Source organism: Gelidibacter sediminis (assembly GCF_004364975.1).
GTDB classification, from domain to species: domain Bacteria; phylum Bacteroidota; class Bacteroidia; order Flavobacteriales; family Flavobacteriaceae; genus Gelidibacter; species Gelidibacter sediminis.
Window position 1 is genome coordinate 22,103 of sequence record NZ_SOBW01000008.1, and the last position, 21,105, is coordinate 43,207.

Annotated in this window: 9 protein-coding genes; 7 read left to right on the forward strand and 2 right to left on the reverse strand. The window is 37.9% G+C overall.

Features of this window, described 5'->3' with window-relative positions; all coding sequences use genetic code 11:
- Positions 1–7 precede the first annotated feature (7 nt).
- Positions 8–3,103: a SusC/RagA family TonB-linked outer membrane protein gene (locus tag BXY82_RS06815; RefSeq protein WP_133757461.1), complete on the reverse strand. Its 3,096-nt coding sequence runs from the start codon at positions 3,101–3,103 to the stop codon at positions 8–10.
- A gap of 265 nt (positions 3,104–3,368) precedes the next feature.
- On the reverse strand, positions 3,369–5,063 hold the full coding sequence (locus BXY82_RS06820) for a tetratricopeptide repeat protein (protein WP_166643266.1): 1,695 nt from the start codon (positions 5,061–5,063) through the stop codon (positions 3,369–3,371).
- Between the two features lie 197 nt (positions 5,064–5,260).
- On the opposite strand from BXY82_RS06820, the gene BXY82_RS06825 reads away from it, so the two are divergent.
- The 7 genes from BXY82_RS06825 to BXY82_RS06855 all read left to right on the forward strand — a co-directional run bounded on the left by BXY82_RS06825 (position 5,261) and on the right by BXY82_RS06855 (position 20,978).
- On the forward strand, positions 5,261–7,291 hold the full coding sequence (locus BXY82_RS06825) for an MGH1-like glycoside hydrolase domain-containing protein (protein WP_243835731.1): 2,031 nt from the start codon (positions 5,261–5,263) through the stop codon (positions 7,289–7,291).
- Positions 7,292–10,318, forward strand: a complete 3,027-nt coding sequence (locus BXY82_RS06830) for an aminotransferase class III-fold pyridoxal phosphate-dependent enzyme (RefSeq protein WP_133757463.1) — start codon at positions 7,292–7,294, stop codon at positions 10,316–10,318.
- Positions 10,319–10,388: 70 nt separating this feature from the next.
- A complete protein-coding gene (locus tag BXY82_RS06835; protein WP_133757464.1) occupies positions 10,389–13,520 on the forward strand; it encodes a glycoside hydrolase family 2 TIM barrel-domain containing protein in 3,132 nt (1,043 codons plus the stop codon).
- 370 nt (positions 13,521–13,890) lie between these two features.
- A complete protein-coding gene (locus tag BXY82_RS06840) occupies positions 13,891–15,309 on the forward strand; it encodes a right-handed parallel beta-helix repeat-containing protein (RefSeq protein ID WP_133757465.1) in 1,419 nt (472 codons plus the stop codon).
- A gap of 206 nt (positions 15,310–15,515) precedes the next feature.
- On the forward strand, positions 15,516–16,574 hold the full coding sequence (locus BXY82_RS06845; RefSeq protein WP_133757466.1) for an efflux RND transporter periplasmic adaptor subunit: 1,059 nt from the start codon (positions 15,516–15,518) through the stop codon (positions 16,572–16,574).
- Positions 16,575–16,582: 8 nt separating this feature from the next.
- Positions 16,583–19,672 carry an efflux RND transporter permease subunit gene (locus BXY82_RS06850; RefSeq protein ID WP_133757467.1) on the forward strand — a complete coding sequence of 1,030 codons (3,090 nt, stop codon included), beginning with the start codon at positions 16,583–16,585 and terminating at the stop codon, positions 19,670–19,672.
- The gene (locus BXY82_RS06855) at positions 19,659–20,978 is read left to right on the forward strand and encodes a TolC family protein (protein WP_133757468.1); all 1,320 of its coding nucleotides are present in this window, start codon (positions 19,659–19,661) and stop codon (positions 20,976–20,978) included. Before BXY82_RS06850 ends, BXY82_RS06855 begins: the two co-directional genes overlap by 14 nt.
- Positions 20,979–21,105 lie beyond the last annotated feature (127 nt).

Sequence of the window (21,105 nt, forward strand, 5' to 3'; positions counted from 1 at the left end):
GTTGTTCTTAAAATGCCAGTTGTACACCAACAATTACAGATTTATATTTTGGATATAAATTGATATCAATACCTCTCGATAATACACTTCCGCCAACTTCAGGATCTAAACCGCTGTACTTAGTAAAGGTAAATAGGTCCTGACCTGTTACATAAATTCTAAATTTGTCGAGTTCTAAAGTTTCTAGCACATTGGTTGGTAATGAGTATCCTAACTGAATGGTTTTAATTCTCAAATAATCGCCATCCTCTAAAAATCTGGTGGAAGCTCTGTTGTTTCTATTAGGATCTCCTAACACGGCTCTCGGAATGTTGGTGTTGGTATTGGATGGTGTCCAGGCATTTGCAGCTTCAGCTCTAAAATTTCTTCCTGTATCTAAACTGAGTAATCTGAAGTCGTTACCATTATAAATCTTGTTACCTCCAACGCCTTGGAAGAATACGTTCAAATCGAAGCCTTTGTAATCGGCTGATAAACTTAAGCTGTATTCGTATTTAGGAATTGCAGTGCCTTGGTAGGTTTCATCAGCAGCATCAATTTGACCATCGCCATTTTGATCCACAAATCTTATATCGCCTGGCGCTGCTTCAGGTTGCGCACCGTGGGCATCAATTTCCGCTTGACTTTGGAAAATGCCATTGGCAACCGGTAGGAAATAAGCGCCAGGCTCATAGCCAACTTGAGTTTGATTCACAAAATGGTCAGATCCGAATAGTAAACCAATACCATATAACTTTTGATTAGCATTGCTAAGTTTTGTTACTTCACTATTTACAGTGGTAAATGTGGCATTAACTGAATAATTTAAAGCATTGTCTTTATTCACATAGCCTAATTCAAACTCCAATCCGTTGTTCTCAAATTCTCCTACGTTAACTACAGGATTGTTGACACCGCTTGATGGTGATACTTCTTTGGTGATTAAAAGATCTTCTGTCGTGGTTTTATAGTAGTTGATAGATCCTTTTAATTTATTGCCTAAGGATGCAAAATCAATTCCAAAGTTTGAAGAGGTATTTGTTTCCCATTGCAAATCGTCATTTTGTAAATCGCGGGCAATACTTCCTAAATAAGAGTTTTGAGGATTTCCAAAAACATACCCACCATTATTTTGGTCTTTACCTTGAGAAATTAACGCGATATAATCATAATAGCCTAAAGCACTATCATTACCAGCTTGTCCCCAACTGTATCTCAGTTTTAGAAAGTTGAAGAACTCTTGGTTTCTCATGAATTCTTCGTCCGTAATCTTCCAACCTAGTGCAAATGAAGGGAAGGTTCCATATTTATTATTCTTTCCAAATTTTGAACTGCCATCTCTACGGATACTTGCCTGAAGTAAATAACGATCGTTATAGGCATAATTCAGTCTTCCAAACTGCGATACCAAAGCGTATTGGGCATTGGTACCTTCACCAGAAAACGTCCCATCTCCAAAGGCATTTAAAGTGTTAAAACTAGGATCGAGGATAGTTGCCGGTACTTTGTCGCCATTTTCATCAAATTTATAACCTTCGCCTTGGATGTAAGTTTCTTTGAAAGGTTCTGAAATTCTCTGATAACCAGCTAATAAATTGAAGGAATGTTTATCGATATCAAAGTTGTAATTCAAGGTGTAGTCTTGATTTAATCTTCTAAATTCACTGTTGTATTCAGAAACAAAGGCAAATTCGTTTTGAGGATTATCATCAATATCCCTTACTCTAAACGCTGGGTGAAACGCGTAAGTGTAACTGTCTCTATTGGATAATGCGAAATTAGCATTGGCAAATAGGCCTTCAATGATTTCGTAATTAAAACTCACATTACCTAAGAAATACTTCTGTTTGGTGTACCCGTCAATAAGGGCATCTTCCCCCACAGGATTACGATGATCAGGAAGATCTCCGTTTCTAAATCCGTAACCAGAAGGTTTTGTCGGATCTAATACTGGAATTAATGGCGATATGAAATAGGTTTCTCTAAGTGAAAATTTATAATCCTCACGATTGGTTTCGCTATAATTTAAAGCCGTATTAATTTTTAATTTCCCTTTTTTGATTCCCATATTGGCATTGATGCCTTTTTTGTAAAACCCTGAACCAATTAATATGCCTTTTTCGTCTGCATAACTACCGGCAACGCTATAGTTTACATTTTCTGAAGCACCGCTCACGCGAACATTCAATAAGTTCAATTGGCCTGTTCTATGTGTTTCATCAATCCAATTGGTGTTGATATTTGAAGGATTCTGAATGTATTGCGGTAAGGCTGCACCAGCATTCTCATACATTTGTCTGTGTACTGAAAGGTAACCATCAGCGTCCAATAACTTCATGTCCTCTCTTGCAGAATTGGAGCTTAAAGAGCTTTCAATCTCAATTTTGGTCTTTCCTAATTTTCCTTTTTTGGTGGTGATGATAATGACACCGTTAGCCGCTCTTGTACCGTAAATTGCACCAGAAGCTGCGTCTTTTAAGATTTCAATCGACTCAATATCGTTTCCGTTTATAAAATAAGGATCCGCTTGAACCCCATCTACAATATATAGGGGTTGGTTATTCCCAAAACTTCCAATTCCTCTAATGGTAATATCAGCAGCAGCGCCCGGACTACCTGATGAAGATGTTACCGTAACACCAGATACTCTACCTTGCAAGGCATCTACAGGGTTGGTGGTAACAACCTTGTTAAGGTCATCGCTTTTTACAGAACTAATAGCACCCGTAACATCACTTTTCTTTTGGGTGCCATATCCTACTAGCACGATCTCATCCAAGCCTTCTGTGTTTTCTACCAAAGAAATGTTAATGGTTTTTTGGTTGCCTACCGTGATTTCCTGTGTGGTAAAACCTAAATAACTGTAGACTAAGACGGCTTGTTCGTTTGGGACTTCCAAAGAATAATTACCATCAAAATCAGACTGAGTTCCTACCGTCGGATTACTTTTAAGCATTACTGTTGCGCCCGCAACTGGCATTCCGGTATTGTCTATTATTGTTCCTTTAACGATTATGCCTTGGGCATATGAATTAGACATAAATCCAAAAGACACAAAAGCAAAAAACACTAAAAACAGCATTTGTACCGAGTGATTTTTAAATCGCGATTGATTTTTTCTCATTGTAATAAATTATTTGTTGGTTCAGACTTATACCCACATTTAAACAAGGGCTTAAGATGACCAAATATGAATTTATTTTGAGATAAAACATCACAAAACACCTTTACATAACCTTTACAAGTCCTTCAATTTTAACTTTTAAAATATTATATCAAATACTCTTTTGTTAGCGTAATGTGTTGTAAACATTGTGTTTAGGCTAGGATCTAGGAGGTTTTCTGAAGGCAAATGACAATTTTATAGCTTTTAAACCAATTTTTCAGAATTACAGCTCTTCTAAAAACGTCACAAGATTATCTTTGGTGTCCAATCCTAGTTTTTTTCTTAAACGATGTCGTCCAATTTCAACAGAATTGACTGAAATATTGTTGATGTTTGCAATCTCTTTGGAGCTTAATTTGAGTTTTACCTGCACGGCAAGCTGAACATCCTTATCTGTCAGATTCGGAAACTTTTCCTTGAGTTTAAATAAGAAATCACTTTGGAGATTTTCAATGTTGGTGTGAAAGCGTTGTATATCTTCATTCAAGTCAAATTTGAAAGAGTAATCTTTGATGAGGGCATCAATATTTTTTTTGACCTCTTTTAAATCGGTGAATTTTAAACCTTTTAAGGATTTGGTCAAATCCTTATAGATGGAAGTCCTCTGGGATATAAATAACGCGAGATTGGTAAGCTCTTTGGTTCTAAATTCTAATTTGTGTTCTAGATTCTCCCGTTCTAAGCTTTGTGTTTTTAATTTCTCTTTTGACAATTTTTGACTTTGCAAATAAAGCGCTTTTTTCTTTTTAATGTTATTCCACAAACTGCCAATGATGAGTATGGCGATAATCACCAATAACAAAGAACCAATAAGTATGTAATTTCTTTTTTGAGCTTCTAAATTGCGTTGTTGTTCTAAAAATTTGATTTCATTCTCGCGTCGTTCTGCTTCATATAATATCCTCATTTCAGCCAACTTTTCGCTTTTATTGCTCGAAAAGATATCAGAAGTGCCCTCGGCATACTTCATATAATAGTTGTACGCTTCTTTGTAATTGTTTTTGGCTAAGTAGTACTCTGAAAGTATTCGGTTATTTTCTAAATCAATTTCTTTATTGTTACTTAGGGTTTCAATGATATTTCTGGATTCCTTTAGTAAGGCATATGATTTTTCAAAATCGCCTAGTTTTAGATAGACAATGGAGAGCTCATGTAGAATATATACCTTGTTTTGGTCGTATTTTATTTGATTGGTGATTTCTAAGGCGGACTCTAAATATTCTTTGGCCAAATCGAGATCATTGATCTTGCGGTAGCAAATACCCATGTTCTTTTTGGCTTCGGCAATCCTGTCTTTATTGTTGAGGTTTTCAATGAGTTCCAAAGATCTTTTAAAGAAAGACAAAGCTAAAGTGCAGTTGTCCTGACGCTCATAAATCAGTCCAATGCTATTGTAACTGTAAGCGATTCGCGGTTTGTCGCCTATTTTTTCGTGTATTTTTAAGGTTTCTGTATGGTATTCTAAGGCTTTATCTAAATAACCAATGTCATAATAGAGCCATCCAAGTGTACGTAAAGTAAAAGCCAAGTCATAATCATTTCCTAAAGCCTTTCGGATTTCCAAGGATTGTAGTCCATATTGTAGTGCTTTATCAAAAATATCATTAAATAAGTACCCTTGACAAAGATTAATAAGCGCTAAACCTTCCTGTTCTTTTGTACCATATTGTTTTGACAATTGCAATGCTTCGGAAGCATATTGAATGGTTTTATCAGGATCTATGGACCAATAAATTTCGGCAATTCTATTTAATAAAGGTATCTTTTGTGCGCGTTCTGAAGTGGGTAATAGGATTAATAAACTGTCCAGTTCAATTTGTGAGTCGGCTGGGTTTTCGTCCCAAATATTTGTTTGGGATTGCGATGTTAAACCAATACATATAAAGGTGATTAGAATAAAAGTTTTCAATTGGTTCATCAGTCGGAAATTTAAAGCCATCTAAAAATACAGTTATCTGCAGTTACATATGCACGTTCACAAAGAGGATTCGAATTTATATTGAAATTCTTTAAAAAAGTGTGTTTGTAAGGTCATGTAAAGGTGAATTTTGACGTAATATTAATAAAAATTAGAAATTTGTTACCATGATATTGATACTATTTAAATAATCTGAAATGGATGTAAAACTATATTTTAAAAAAGTGATGAAATTGACTCTGGTGATTCTGCTGTTAATTAGTTTTGGTTGCAACACGCAAAAGCAATCGACAAGTAATGCCGATTCTTTTACTTTTTTAGATTACAGTAAAAATAGTTTAGATTATCAAATCACTCCAAAAGATGCTGCAGATAGATCTGGTTTAATGTTTTCTGATCAAGGCGCCTGGTTTGCTTATGGATTGAGTGAGGAAACCCCTGAAACTGTCGGTTTTTCAGGACCTTTTTTAATGACACAGCAAAACGGGGTGTGGTTAAGTCAGTCGCTTATAAATCCGTCATTTAAAGTGAATACTACAAGTGATGTATTAACGCAAGAAAGTGCGACAAGTTATGCGAGTCATTTAGAAATGAGTTACACCAGCGATAAATTAGCTATTGACGAAACACTCGTTTTTAAAAACGGACATACCGCTTTAGTGGAGACTCAAATTAAAAACATGAGCGATAAAGCAATAGATGTTGAAGTCCTTTGGAACAACGCACCAGTTTTGATAGATGGTATTTCGTTTTCACAAATGGATCATGCCATCAAAATTACATCTTCCAAGTCCAACGCAAGCGGATATATTACGTTTCCGAAGACTACAACTGTCGCCTTGGCTGATAGTTTACAATTTACAGCAACTAATAAAATAGCTCTTAAACCTGGAGAAAGCAAAGCATTTGTCGTAGCTCAAACATTTATATTTCCAGAATATTCTTGGGAAGAAGAGCAAAAAGCTATTGAAAACGTAAATTTTGAAACGGTCTTAAAAGAGCGTAAAAGAGAAAAGAACCGTCAATTACAATCAATTATTGAAAATCGTAAACCGGAATATAAAGATGATAAATACGCTAAAGTTTTGGCCAAAGCACATTTGACCTTACAAAATAATTGGCGTATTCCTGCTGGAGAACTCAAACATGAAGGCTTATTTCCTAGTTATCATTATGAATGGTTTCACGGATTTTGGTCTTGGGATTCTTGGAAGCACGCCGTTGGCTTATCCTATTATGACGTCAGTTTAGCTAAAAATCAAATGCGCGCCATGTTCGATTTTCAGAGTGATAACGGATTTATCGTTGATTGTGTGTTTAGAGATACCACTATTGAAGCCCATAATTATCGCGATACCAAGCCGCCACTTTCGGCATGGGCAATTGTCAACATATATGAAAAGGACAAAGACATTGAATTCGTGAAAGAATTTTATCCAAAACTAAAAAAGTATCATGAATGGTGGTATGAAAATCGTGATCACGATCAAGATGGATTATGTGAATACGGATCTACCGACGGTACTTTGATTGCTGCCAAATGGGAGAGCGGGATGGATAATGCCATTCGTTTTGACGACTCTAAAATTTTAAAAAATTCGGAAGGCGCCTATTCTCTAGATCAGGAAAGTGTAGATTTAAATGCCTATTTATATGCTGAAAAGTTGTTTTTAAGTCAATTGGCTGCCATTTTAGATCACACAGAAGATTCAGAAACCTACAAGACAGACGCTGGTGTTTTGAAAGAAAAAATTCAACAACAATTCTTCGACCCTGAAGATGGTTGGTTTTATGACACTTTTATTGATGGTAAAACCTTTATTAAAGGAGAGGGAAGCGAAGGATGGACCGCGCTTTGGACAAATGCAGCCAGTCCAGAACAAGCTAATGCTGTGAAAATAAAATTGATGGATCCTAAAAAATTCTATACAAAAATCCCTTTTCAAACCATGAGTGCAGATCATGACAGATTTGACCCGCTAAAAGGCTATTGGAGAGGTCCAAACTGGTTAGACCAAGCTTATTTTGCGGTGCAAGGCTTACGCAATTATGGGTTTCATGAAGAAGCCAATCAAGCCACCATTCAAATAATTGAAGGTGCTGATGGTATTTTAGGCAAAGGAAAATCCATACGTGAAAATTATCATCCTATCACTGGTGAAGGTTTAAATGCGCAAAATTTCAGCTGGAGTGCGGCGCACCTTATCATGCTCTTACAAAATGACTAAATGAACTACGAGAACTTAAAAATATCGAATCAGCAAGCAGAGGATATGCTCCTGAAACGCTTCAATATTATAGGGAGTGCAACGCCGCTTCCTGGAGAAATCGATTTTAATTTTAGGATTAAAGTCGCTGATTCGGACGGTTATATTCTGAAAATTTCCCGACCTGATGAAGATGAAGGCTATCTGGATTTTCAGCAAAAACTATTACAACATGTTGAAGGCAATGGGCAACATCTTATTGCCCCTAAAGTAATTCCGGATGTTGACGGAAATCCGATTTCTAAAATTACTGACGCTTTTGGAAAGGAACGCTTTGTACGGGTATTAACTTGGGTTTCTGGCCGTGTGTGGAGCACTGTAAATCCGCAATTGGACGATTTACGCTTTAGTTTAGGGGAGCAATGTGGCCTATTAACACAAGCGCTCCAAGGTTTTGACCACCCAGAAGCGCATCGCGAATTTGTCTGGGATGTAGCGCAAGCACTTTGGACCAAGCCGCATTTGGATTTGTTCCAGAATGAAGACCGAGAAATCATCGCTCATTTTCAAAATCAGTTTGAAACTTCTCAAGAGAGCTACGTAAAATTAAGAACCGCAGTTGTTCATAATGATGCCAACGACAATAATGTGATTGTTTCATCAGACCTGATAAATCCAAAAGTTCAAGCGTCCATCGATTATGGTGATGCCGCCCATACTCAAATCATCAATGATGTTGCGGTGGCGTGTGCCTATGCCATCATGAATCATAATGACCCTTTGGAAGCTGCTTTGCCAATTGTTGCAGGATATCACACAACATTTCCGTTAGAGGAAAATGAGTTGATACATTTGTATAATGCCATTGCCATGCGCTTGGTGATTTCCGTTACTAAATCGGCCATCAATAAAATAGAAGAACCAGATAATACATACTTACTCATTAGCGAAAAGCCCGCATGGGAAGTTCTGAAGAAATGGAGAAAGATAAGTGCAGATTTTGCTTATTTCAGTTTTAGGAAGGCCTGTGGTTTTGAAGCGCATCCTAACGTGAATGAATTCAAGAACTGGACTTCAGCACAGCACTTTCAGCTTTCAGAATTATTTCCATCAATCGCCAGTAATGAATCACTTCATCTCGATTTAAGTGTGTCGAGTAAATGGATTGGGCATCAAGAAGACTTTAATGATTTAGACCTTTTTGAATTTAAAATCAACCAACTTCAAAAGGAACATCCAAACAAAATTATTGCTGGCGGCTATTTAGAGCCACGTGCTTTATACACGTCGGAGGCCTTTGATAAAGTTGGGAATTCGGGTACCGAAAGTAGAACCATTCATTTGGGTGTCGACTTTTGGCTGCCAAGCGGAACACCTGTTCACGCATTGTTGGATGGAGAAGTGGTCATTGCCATTAACGATGCTGGTTATAAGGAATATGGCGGACTGGTCATATTGAAACACCAAACTGACCAATTTGAATTCTATACACTTTATGGTCATTTATCGGTGGCGAGTGCCACAGCACATCAAGTTGGCGACTATATTAAAAAAGGTGAACAATTAGGAGCATTGGGCACTTCTGAAGAGAATGGGAATTGGGTGCCTCATCTTCATTTTCAAGTAATGTTGTCACTTTTAGGGTTTACCAATGATTTCCCAGGGGTCGCGTATTACAATCAAATTGATGTTTGGAAAAGTATCTGTCCTGACCCTAATTTGTTATTTAAATCCGAAGCTCTTCACGACACTCTTCAAACTTCAAATGACGAATTAATCGCTTATAGAAAACAACATTTAGGCAAAAGTTTAAGCCTTCAATATAAAGAGCCCATAAAAATGGTGCGGGGTGCGGGTCAATATTTAATAGATCAATTCGGGCGTAAATATTTAGATACGGTCAATAACGTTGCGCATGTTGGACATGAAAATTATGAGGTTGTAAAAGCAGGTCAAGAACAAATGGCGCTAATTAATACCAATTCGCGCTATCTGCATGACAATATCAATGCCTTGGCTGAAGAGCTTTTGGAGACCTTACCGCCAAAATTAAGCGTCTTACATTTTGTGAATTCAGGAAGTGAAGCCAATGAATTGGCCATTAGAATGGTAAAAGCAGCCACTGGCGAGCGCGATATTATTGCAAGTGAGGTTGGCTATCATGGCAATAGTAATATGTGTATTGATATCAGTTCGTATAAGTTTGATGGAAAGGGTGGAAGCGGCGCGCCAGAACACACGCATGTTTTTCCATTGCCTGATGCCTTTAGAGGGAAATATACAGGAGAACTTACGGGCGAATTGTATGCCGAGGAAGTCCAAAAGCAAATCGATAGCATTCATGATAAAGGTCGCGGTGTTGGGGCATTGATTATAGAACCAATCATTAGTTGCGGTGGACAAGTAGAGTTGCCAGAAGGCTTTTTAGCCAAAGCCTATGAAAAAGTGAGAGCCGCCGGCGGACTTTGTATTTCCGATGAAGTACAAACTGGTTGTGGCCGAATGGGGAAGACATTTTGGGGTTTTCAATTGCACGATGTTGTTCCAGATATTGTGACTATTGGAAAACCTTTAGGAAATGGACATCCGCTTGCAGCCGTTGCTTGTACGCGCGACGTTGCGGATAAATTTGCCAATGGGATGGAATATTTCAACACGTTTGGTGGTAATCCTGTGTCTTGTGCAATTGGTGCTGAAGTAATTCGTACCGTAAAGCGTGAGAAGCTGCAAGAAAACGCTTTAAACGTGGGCGAATTTTTAAAATCGGAACTTCATAATCTGTCGCAAGAGTTTCCAATTATTGGAGATGTGCGTGGGCAAGGGTTGTTTCTTGGAATTGAATTGGTCGATGCTGATAAAAATCCTTTAGCGGCACAAACGGATTATATAGCGGACCGAATGAAAGATCACGGCATTTTAATGAGTACGGACGGTCCCGATCACAATGTCTTAAAAATCAAACCGCCCATTGTTTTTTCAAAGGCAAACGCTGAAGAGTTGCTTCTTTATTTAAGAAAAGTGCTGGCGGAAGATTTTATGAGATTATGATTCCCATCCATTAAAAAAGAATATTACCATACGTCCCATAATTCTGGGGGACCATCAAAACATACTAAACATGAAATTAAAATTTTTAAGTGCCCTCATTTTGTGTGTGCTAGTGGGATGCAAAACTGCACCCCTTTTGGAAGTGCCAGCACAAACGTCTCACTTCAATCATGAAATTTTCGAAGACCATAAATTGGCACCACGAGCAACTTATTTTGGGTTTGAATCGGCAGATATTAAGGAGAAGGAAAACTCAAAACGGTTTTTAAGCTTAAATGGGCAATGGAAATTTAATTTCGTTACAGACCCTAAAACAAGACCAACAACCTTTCAGAATATCGATTTTGATGATTCCGAATGGAATACCATTCCGGTGCCCGCCAATTGGGAAGTGGAAGGTTATGACCATCCGATTTATTTAGATGAACGCTACCCATTCACCACAACTTGGCCTGACGCACCCACCGATTATAATCCTGTAGGAACCTATAGAAAAGAAATCACTTTAGACGAAGCATTCTTATCCGAAGAAGTCATCTTGCATTTTGCAGGTGCTAAATCGGCAATGTATGTCTATGTTAATGGCGATTATGTTGGGTATTCCCAAGGCAGTAAATTGCCGGCAGAATTTAATATTACCAAGCATCTAAGACCAGGTAAAAATATATTGGCCTTACAAATGTTCAGATGGAGCGACGCCAGTTACTTGGAGAGTCAGGACTTTTTACGCATGAGCGGCATAGAGCGCGACGTGTATTTGTATACACAACCTAAAGTGGCCGTTTCTGATTATTACGCTTATACCAATTTACAGGACGATTATATCAATGGCGTTTTAAAAAACACAGTTTCAATAGTTAATCCATCGAAAGATGTAGTTCAGAGAAAGGTGTCTGTTGCGGTGTTGGATGGCGAAACTTCGAAATTTACCGACTCTAGAGTTATCACTATTCCTGCGAATGAAAGTGTTGAATTTATTTCAGAAGGCATTTTTGAAACTGTAAAAAAATGGTCGGCTGAACAACCAAACTTATACACTTTAAAAATAAGTTTGGAAGACGAATCCAACGCTAAAAACAACCAATACATCACAAAAAAAATAGGTTTTAAAAGCGTCGAAATTAAGAATTCTCAAGTACTCATAAATGGTAAGGCTATTTACATCAGAGGTGTGAACAGACACGAAACTGATCCGTTGACGGGACATGTGGTGTCAAGAGAATCGATGGAAAAAGACATTCAACTGATGAAGCAGAATAACATCAACGCCGTGCGTGCTTCACATTACCCTAACGATCCCTATTGGTTGGAGTTGTGTGATCAGTATGGTTTGTATGTGGTAGACGAAGCAAATATTGAGAGTCACCCATTGGCCATAGATAAAAACACACAAATCGGAAATGAAATGAGCTGGTTGGCAGCACATGAAGCGCGTACACAACGCATGTACTATCGCGATAGAAATCATGTGTCCATTTATTCATGGTCGCTTGGTAACGAAGCGGGAACTGGCGATATATTTAGAACCACCTACAAATGGTTAAAAGCACAAGACGATAATAGAATCGTGCAATATGAACCGGCAGGCAAAGATGATTATACAGATTTGTATTGCCCAATGTATCCAAAGCCAGAATATTTAATTGCTCACGGAAAATCTGATTCTGATAAACCGTCAATTATGATTGAGTATGCGCATGCTATGGGGAATTCGGTAGGCAATCTGCAAGATTATTGGGATATTATTGAAACTTATTCTAATCTCCAAGGCGGCTATATTTGGGATTGGGTGGACCAAGCATTGGAATATAAAGATGAACAAGGCAACCCGTATTTTGCGTATGGCCACGATTATCATCCAGATTTGCCAACAGACGGGAACTTTTTAAATAATGGTTTGGTAGATCCGCACCGTATGCCACATCCACATTTAACCGAAGTCAAGAAGGTTTATGAGCCTGTGCAGTTCAATTATCTGGGTAATGGCGTGATAGAAATCGTCAACAAGAATTTCTTTATAGATTTATCAGATAAAACTATCGCTTGGAAAATTTTAGAAGACGGGAAAGAGATTGTTCAAGATCAGTCTATAGTGGTGCATGTGAATCCGCAGGAGTTAGCTAAAATCAAACTTGATAAATTCCCAGCTTCTTTAAATGCAGAAAAAGACTATTTACTTCAAATGAGTTTAATTCAAAAGGAGGATGAAAATTTAATTCCGAAAGGTCATGAAGTAGCTTGGGATGAATTTTTACTTCAAAAAGGAAACCTTAAAAAGACAGAATCAAAGGAGAGAATAGCGCTCGAAATCACTGCAAGCAACGATGTGTTCACAATTAAAAATGACCTTGTAGATTTTCAGATTAACGCTAAATCGGGAGAAATACAGTCATGGACGTATAATGGGAAACTTATAACGAATGACCCAATCCGCCCGAATTTTTGGAGAGCCCCAACCGATAATGATTTAGGTAACAACATGCATCAATGGGCTGAAATTTGGCAGGATGCCACTTATAATAATAGGCCCAAATTAGTTGGAAATCCTATGAATTCAAAAGGTGGCGTTACGTATAAAGTGGATTATGTTTTACCGAATAATGAGGCTAATGTGCAAGTGCAATACACCTTAAAGTCTGATGGAAGTTTGAATGTGGCATATAGTTTTTCACCCAATCAAAAGGACCTTCCAAACATCCCTCGTATAGGTATGTATATGACTTTGTCCAGAGATTTTGCAGATATTACGTGGTATGGAAAAGGAGAGACAGAAAGTTACTGGGACAGAAAAACTGGCGTTAAAACTGCTGTCTATTCAGGGAAAATTATCGATCAGTTTGAACGATACCTTCGTCCGCAGGAAACTGGAAATAAAACGGATATACGTTGGGTTGAAGTGTCATCACCTCATGTAACTTTAAAAGCAGCGGGTAACGTGTGGCTCAACACCAGTGTATGGCCTTTTTCCATGACTGAAATCGATTTTAATAGTGACGATGCCAGCGCATCTGCTTCAGGTTTAGTGCCAGTAACCAAAAAACGCGGTGCAGATATTAAACTTGGAAAAACAGTGCAATGGAACATCGATTATCTGCAAATGGGCGTTGGTGGTGATACCTCATGGGGCAGATTGGTGCATCCGGAATACACAATTCCGGCTGATAAGGTCTATAACTATACATTTTCTATTGTGCCTTATTAAAAAGGCCCATTAATTATATTGAAATTGTAAATTGAAAAACAAAAATCATCTACAGTGCACGGAGTATTGAATCATAATCTCAATGTGTTGAAAATTAAATAACTGACCTTAGTTTTTAAGGGCGAGCATATAAAAGCAAATACTAGTTTTCTAAAAAATACTATATAAAGTGACGTCAATTAGAAGCAACCCTAGGTTGCTTTTTTTTTGTAAAAAAAATCGAATAAATCTAAAATATTATAAAGTTTTGTGTATTTCATCGATTATTTATGTATTTCATGGGTAATATTGTTGCTTTATATATATATTAGCAGTCGATTAGAGCTTAACTAATCTCCCCCAAACCTAACAACTATTTAACCTACATCTTATGCGTTATTTTCTTGTCTTAATGACACTATTGACCTTGCTGTCATGTTCTTCGGAATCTATTGATCCAGCCCCTATAACTGATTCACCCCCAATGACGGGATCTGAACCTATCACCGATCCACAGGAGCGGGCCTTAATCTATTATGTCAGTGAAACGGGTGATAATGAAAATGATGGTCTTACTATTGAAACAGCATGGCGAAGTGTGGAACCCATAAATAATATGGAAGTTCAGCCAAACACGACATTTATGTTTAAAGGGACTTTTGAGAGTCTTGTTTTTGGAGCAGATGATAACGGCGCAGTAATCACTTCATATAAGGATACAAGGGCTCAGCTTAAAGGTATTACCATATTAAACACCAGTAATTTTATTATAAAAAATATTGACATTAAGCAGGAGGGGATAAAGATAGAGAACTCCTTGAGTGATGATACCAAAATCTCGAATTTTGTGATTAGCGATGTTGAAGTTTCAAACGCGTGGATTGGTATTCTGATGTATAGCCATCACGATACTTCTGGAATTGCAGATGTAACAATAGATAACGTTAAGGTCTATGATTGTACTGAAGGCGGAATTTATTCCCAAGGCTATTTTAACAAAAACAAAGTGGGATATTCACATAGCAATATTCATATTTCCAATTCTGAGGTTTATAATATTTCTGGATGGGATAATAAATATTCACATTCTGGCAATGGTATCATGTTGTCAGATGTACAATATTCCAGCATTGTTGATACAAAAGCTTATAACAATGGTAGCGAAAACACAAAATGCGGTGGTAATGTTGGTATTTGGTATTGGGATTCTAAGGATGTATTAATCCAAGGTTGTGAATCTTATAATAACAAAAGCCTTGGCTGTGATGGCGCTGGATTTGATTTTGATGGTGGGGTTGTTAATGGGATCATGCAGTACAATTATTCTCATGACAATTATGGCGGCGGTTTCCTGGTAGGCCAATTTCCAGGATCGAGACGTATGGAGAACATCACTGTTCGATATAATATTTCAGTTAACGACAATATTACAAACGGCGGCAGTATTTATCTGTTCGACTATAGTGGGGTTAATGATAGTATGCAAGATATATTTATTTATAATAATACCTTGGTTCAAGATACTAGGTTGACATTTAAATCGCTTCATAATTTCAGTAATGATAATGTTATAGTGATCAACAATATTTTTAATGGTAAATTGACCAATTCTGATAGGGTTACTTTCTTGTCTAACCATGTAGGAAGGGTCGATTTTGTTAATGGTTATAAATTATCATTGAATTCTAATCTTATCAATGCAGCCACAAATCTTGATTGGGAGATTGGTGATCGTGACTTTTACGGAAATCCATCGTTGACAGGAGAATTTCAAGATTTTGGAGCCTTTGAATTTGTTGACAAGACGTAAAGATTTATTTGTTGAAAATTTATTTTAAACACATTAATAGTAGTTAAGTGGACACATTAAAAATGGAAGCACCAACGAGTTTTTGGAGCTTCCATTTTTAATGTGTTAATTTCTGTTAAAATAAAACTAACAATCAAGAGGTTTGATATTAAAAAATTAGATTTGTCTGTATAGGAAGTATCCTCAACTAATAGACCTCTCTTTAAATGAAAAAAAGATACATCTTTTTCACGCTGCTCATCTGTGGGTTAATTGCACTCATTGCCTATAGAATAAGTGCAAATTCAAAAATAAATACTCCTAAAAATGCGCAAAGGACCGGTTCAGAACTGGGGGTGCAAGGCAAAGTACTAAAAGCCGAAAAATTTGCTGATAATCTTTCCCTATCCGGAACGTTGGAAGCCAATGAAGAAATTGAACTGCGCAGTGAAATTTCTGGCGTCGTAGAAAGCATTAATTTTGAAGAAGGCACTAAAGTCTCCAAAGGTCAAGTCTTGTTTCGGGTGAATGATATTGAACTTCGCGCGCAATTATCAAAAGTAAAAACCGCGCAACAATTGGCTTCAGAAAACCAACGAAGAGCACAGTTGTTATTAGATAAACAAGCGATAAGTCAGGAGGAATTTGATATGGCCAATGCCGATCTTGAGTCTGCCAAAGCACAAACCCAACTTATAGGAGCACAATTATCTAAAGCAACCGTTCGCGCTCCATTTTCTGGGACCATTGGTCTACGTTCCATTTCTAAAGGGACTTATGTAACGCCAGCCACTCCAATTGCGAAATTGGTTAATACAAGCCAATTGAAACTCACCTTCGCAATTCCAGAAAAATATGTCTCATTGATGAAAGTAGGCAGTGCGTTAACTTTCTCTACCTCTAATTCCAATGAAGAACACACTGCTAAAATTTATGCTATAGAACCTCAGGTGGACATTGCCACGCGGACTTTAAAGATGCGTGCAATTGCCGATAATAAGGAAGGTAAACTATTTCCGGGAACGTTTGCAAATGTCACTTTGCCACTTGAAACTGTTGAGTATGCATTGTTAGTACCTACAGAAGCGTTAATTCCCATCCAAAATGGAAAGAAAATATTTGTTGTAGATGGCGGAAAAGCTAAGGAAGTGGTTGTGGAAACAGGCGCCAGAACAGACAGTATGGTGCGTGTGCTTTCAGGAATTAAAGTTGGCGATACCATCTTAACTTCAGGTGTGATGTCTCTCAAAAATGGAACGCCCGTAAAAGTGAACCTTAAGAATTAATAGCGCTGATGAGTTTATCTACCTTAAGTATTAAACGTCCTGTACTTGCCATTGTGATGAATTTGGCCATCATGCTCTTCGGGATCATTGGATATACCTATCTTGGTGTCAGGGAATTTCCATCCATTGATCCAGCACAAATCTCTGTAAGTACGAGTTATTCTGGTGCCAATGCTGATATTATTGAATCGCAGATTACAGAACCGCTTGAAAAATCCATTAACGGAATTGATGGCATCAGAAATATTACTTCTTCCAGTAACCAAGGTTCTAGCCGAATTAGTATCGAATTTAATCTAGATAAAGATCTTGAAGAAGCGGCAAATGACGTGCGTGATAAAGTATCTCAAGCCGTAAGAAGTCTGCCTCAGGATATTGATGCACCTCCAGTCGTTTCCAAGGCGGATGCCGATTCTCGTGCGATTATTTCTATGACGGTTCAAAGTGATAACAAAAACATTTTAGAACTTACTGATTATGCCGATAATGTCCTTGCGCAGCGTTTGCAAACCATTCCGGGCGTAAGTAGTGTGCAAATTTGGGGGCAACGCAGGTATGCCATGCGCATGTGGATTGATCCTATTAAGTTGGCTTCTTATGGCGTGACAGTTGCTGAAGTCAGACAAGCTCTACTATCGCAAAATGTCGAGTTGCCATCGGGAAAATTGACTGGAGCGAATACCGAGTTGACCGTAAAAACGATTGGTAATCTGACAACCGAGGAAGAGTTCAATAATATTATAATTTCCTCAGAAGGTGGTAAAGTAGTTCGTTTTAGTGATGTAGGGAACGCTACTTTGGAAGCTGAAAACATGGAAACCAAGCTGAGCGACTCAGGGCAACCTATGGTCGCCTTAGCCATTGTGCCGCAGCCTGGTGCTAATTACATTTCTATTGCTGATGGCTTTTATGAAGAATTTGAAAGGCTTAAAAAAGATTTACCCGAAGATTTTAAATTAAACGTCGTTATAGATGACACCGTATTCGTAAAACGCTCCATTATTGAAGTGGTAGAAACCCTTGCTATCACTATCGTGTTGGTGATTTTGGTCATCTATTTCTTTTTTAGAAATTGGTCTATGGCCTTGCGTCCGCTTATTGATATTCCCGTGTCTTTGATCGCGACCTTTTTCATCATGTGGATGTTTGGGTTCTCGATAAATGTATTGACGCTTCTTGCCATTGTATTAGCTACAGGTTTGGTGGTTGATGATGGTATTGTAGTGACCGAAAATATCTATAAGAAAGTTGAAGAAGGCATGTCGCCCATTGAAGCTGCTATAAAAGGTTCTAATGAGATTTTCTTTGCCGTAATTTCAATTTCGGTAACGTTAGCCGCAGTGTTCTTGCCCGTAATTTTCTTAGAAGGTTTTGTGGGACGCCTTTTTAGGGAATTTGGAATTGTGATTGGTGCCGCCGTACTGATTTCGGCATTTGTGTCCTTATCATTAACACCGATGTTGAATGCGTATTTAATTAAACCTGGGAAACAAAAACGTTCAAAATTTTACAATTTTACAGAGCGTTATTTTGTGAAAATGAATACCGCCTATGCGAGTTCATTGGGGAATTTCATGCAGAAGAAATGGTGGAGTTTTCCAATTTTAGTGATCTGTTTCCTCATGATTGGATTGTTTTACACGCTCCTTCAAAAGGAAACTGCACCATATGATGATAGAAGTTATATTAGGGTAAGTGTTACAGCGCCAGAAGGTGCATCGTATGATTATATGGATCGGTTTATGAATGAAATGACCGATTTAATCAATGATTCCATCCCAGAAAAGAAAGTGAGTCTAATTATAACTTCACCGGGTTTTGGCTCGGCTTCTGTGAATAGTGGTCGTGCGATCATTTCATTGGTTGATCCGAGTGAACGTGATCGTTCGCAAAAGGAAATCGCCGAAGATTTGACGCGTTGGACCAGAACTTTTGAAAATGCACGATCTAGTGTTTCAGAAACGCCAACCATTGCGGTAAATAGAAGAGGTGGTATGCCAATTCAGTATATTATTCAAGCGCCTAATTTTGAGAAGCTGGAGGAGAAGATTCCTGAGTTTATGGAAGCTGCGGAAAACAATCCAGTGTTTGCAAATACGGACGTCGATTTAAAATTCAACAAACCAGAAATATATGTGACTATAGATCGGGATAAGGCGAAAAGTTTAGGCGTTTCGGTTTTAGATGTCGCGCAAACCTTGCAATTATCGTTAAGTGGCCAGCGTTTTGGTTATTTTATGATGAATGGTAAGCAGTATCAAGTGATTGGGCAGTTTGATAAAAAAGATCGCGCTGCACCAATGGATTTAAAGTCTATGTTTGTTAAAAATAATAAAGGAGAACTAATACAAATGGATAATTTGGTGACTACAAAAGAGCATAGTAGTCCGCCACAATTGTATCACAACAACCGTTACATGTCTGCAACGGTCTCCGCAAGTTTGGCGCCAGGAATGAGTATTAATGATGGTATCGAAGCTATGGAAAGCATCCGAGCACAAGTTTTAGATGAGTCCTTCACCACAGATTTAGGAGGCGAATCGCGGGATTTTGTGGAGAGTAGTTCTAATACCCTATTCGCATTCGGATTGGCATTATTGCTTATCTATCTGTTATTGGCAGCGCAATTTGAAAGTTTTATAGATCCATTTGTGATTATTCTAACAGTTCCAATGGCGGTTGCTGGAGCCTTATTTTCATTATGGTTATTCGGTCAAACTTGGAATATTTTTAGCCAAATTGGAACTATTATGCTCATTGGTCTTGTTACCAAAAACGGCATCTTAATTGTAGAATTCGCCAATCAGCTTCGGGAAGAAGGCATGGATAAATATGAAGCCATCATGAAAGCTTCAGAATCACGTTTACGTCCTATTTTAATGACCAGTTTAACCATTGCTTTAGGTGCATTGCCAATTGCACTATCCATTGGCGCAGCCTCGACAAGTAGAATAGGGATGGGGGTTGTTATTATTGGTGGAACATTGTTTTCGTTGATCTTGACCTTATTTGTGATTCCTTCTATTTATATGTTGTGGTCGAGACAGAAGCAACACCGTCCAGAATTTGATAAAATTGATAGTTATGAAACCGAATAAACTATGGACATTAGGTCTGAGTATCTGTTTTGGGGCATTCGCACTTCAAACCTATGCCCAAGAAGTGTTGACGCTTGAGGAAGCGGTAGAAATTGCGCTTGAAAACAACTATGACATTCGTCTGGCAAAAAATAATTCGAAAGTGGATTCTTTAGGCGTAAGTCCAGGTTTTGCCGGAATGTTGCCAAGAGTTTTTGCTCAGGCTAGCACCAACAATAGCACCCAAAATATTTCGCAAACGCGTTCTGATGGCAATGTCATTGAATTGGATAATGCCAAAAATAATAACCTCAGTTATGGTGTCGGTTTAGATTGGACCATTTTTGATGGTTTAGGGATGTTTGCCCGCTACGATCAATTGAAAGAACTTGAAAAATTGGGGAAAGCAGAATTGCAATCTACAGTGTTGAATCGGGTAAGTGACGTGATGGTGACGTATTACGATTTGGTGAATCAGCAACAACAATTGACGGCTTTAGATAGTACTTTGGTCATTTCAGAACAGCGTGTCGAATTGGCTGATAACCGATTCAGCATCGGAAAGTCCTCTAAATTGGAAGTGCTCAATGCTCAAGTAGATCTTAATACGGATAAAACGCTTCAAATTAGACAACGCGAGCAGTATAAAAACACAAAAATTAGACTTAATGAAATTCTTGGGCGCGATACCCATATTGATTTTAAGGTAAAGGATGAGGTGTTGATTGCTACAGATTTACAATTGGCCGAATTGGAACACTTGGCAACTACTCAAAATCCAGAGTTGCAGGCGCAACTGATCAACAAACGCATATCTGAATTAGAATTAAAACAGATTAAAGGCAACCGATTTCCAAGGATTTCTGCGAATACAGGGTATAATTTCAGCGATTCAGAATCGAGTTTAGGATTCACCACAAAAAACAATGCACAAGGTTGGAATTATGGTTTATCTGCCAGTATCGATATTTTTAACGGTTCCAATCAAAATCGGAATGAAAAAATAGCGAAGCTTCAAATTGAAAATTCGGATATTCAAATCAAACAGCAAACGGAAACCATAAAATCGCAATTGCATACCGCGTACCAAACATATTTGACCAATTTAAGTTTGATTGATTTGGAAACGCATAATGAAGATATCGCTAAAGAAAATCTTGAGATTACCTTGGCAAAATATAAAATCGGTACGATTCCCACTATCGAGTTCAGAACGGCACAACTCAATTATATCAACGCTAGTATGCGCTTGAGTAATGCCATTTATCAAGCAAAACTTTCAGAACTCACACTCAAACAATTAGCCGGTAATTTATCATTGCGTTAGTAATCGAATTCTGTCATTATTTTAAAGCCGAAAGGGTGTTAATTTCTTATTAAAAGCGTGAGGAGAACTCCATAACTAGGAGGGCTTACAATTTCTTTTAATTACCTTTGCACCTTGATTTTTATTT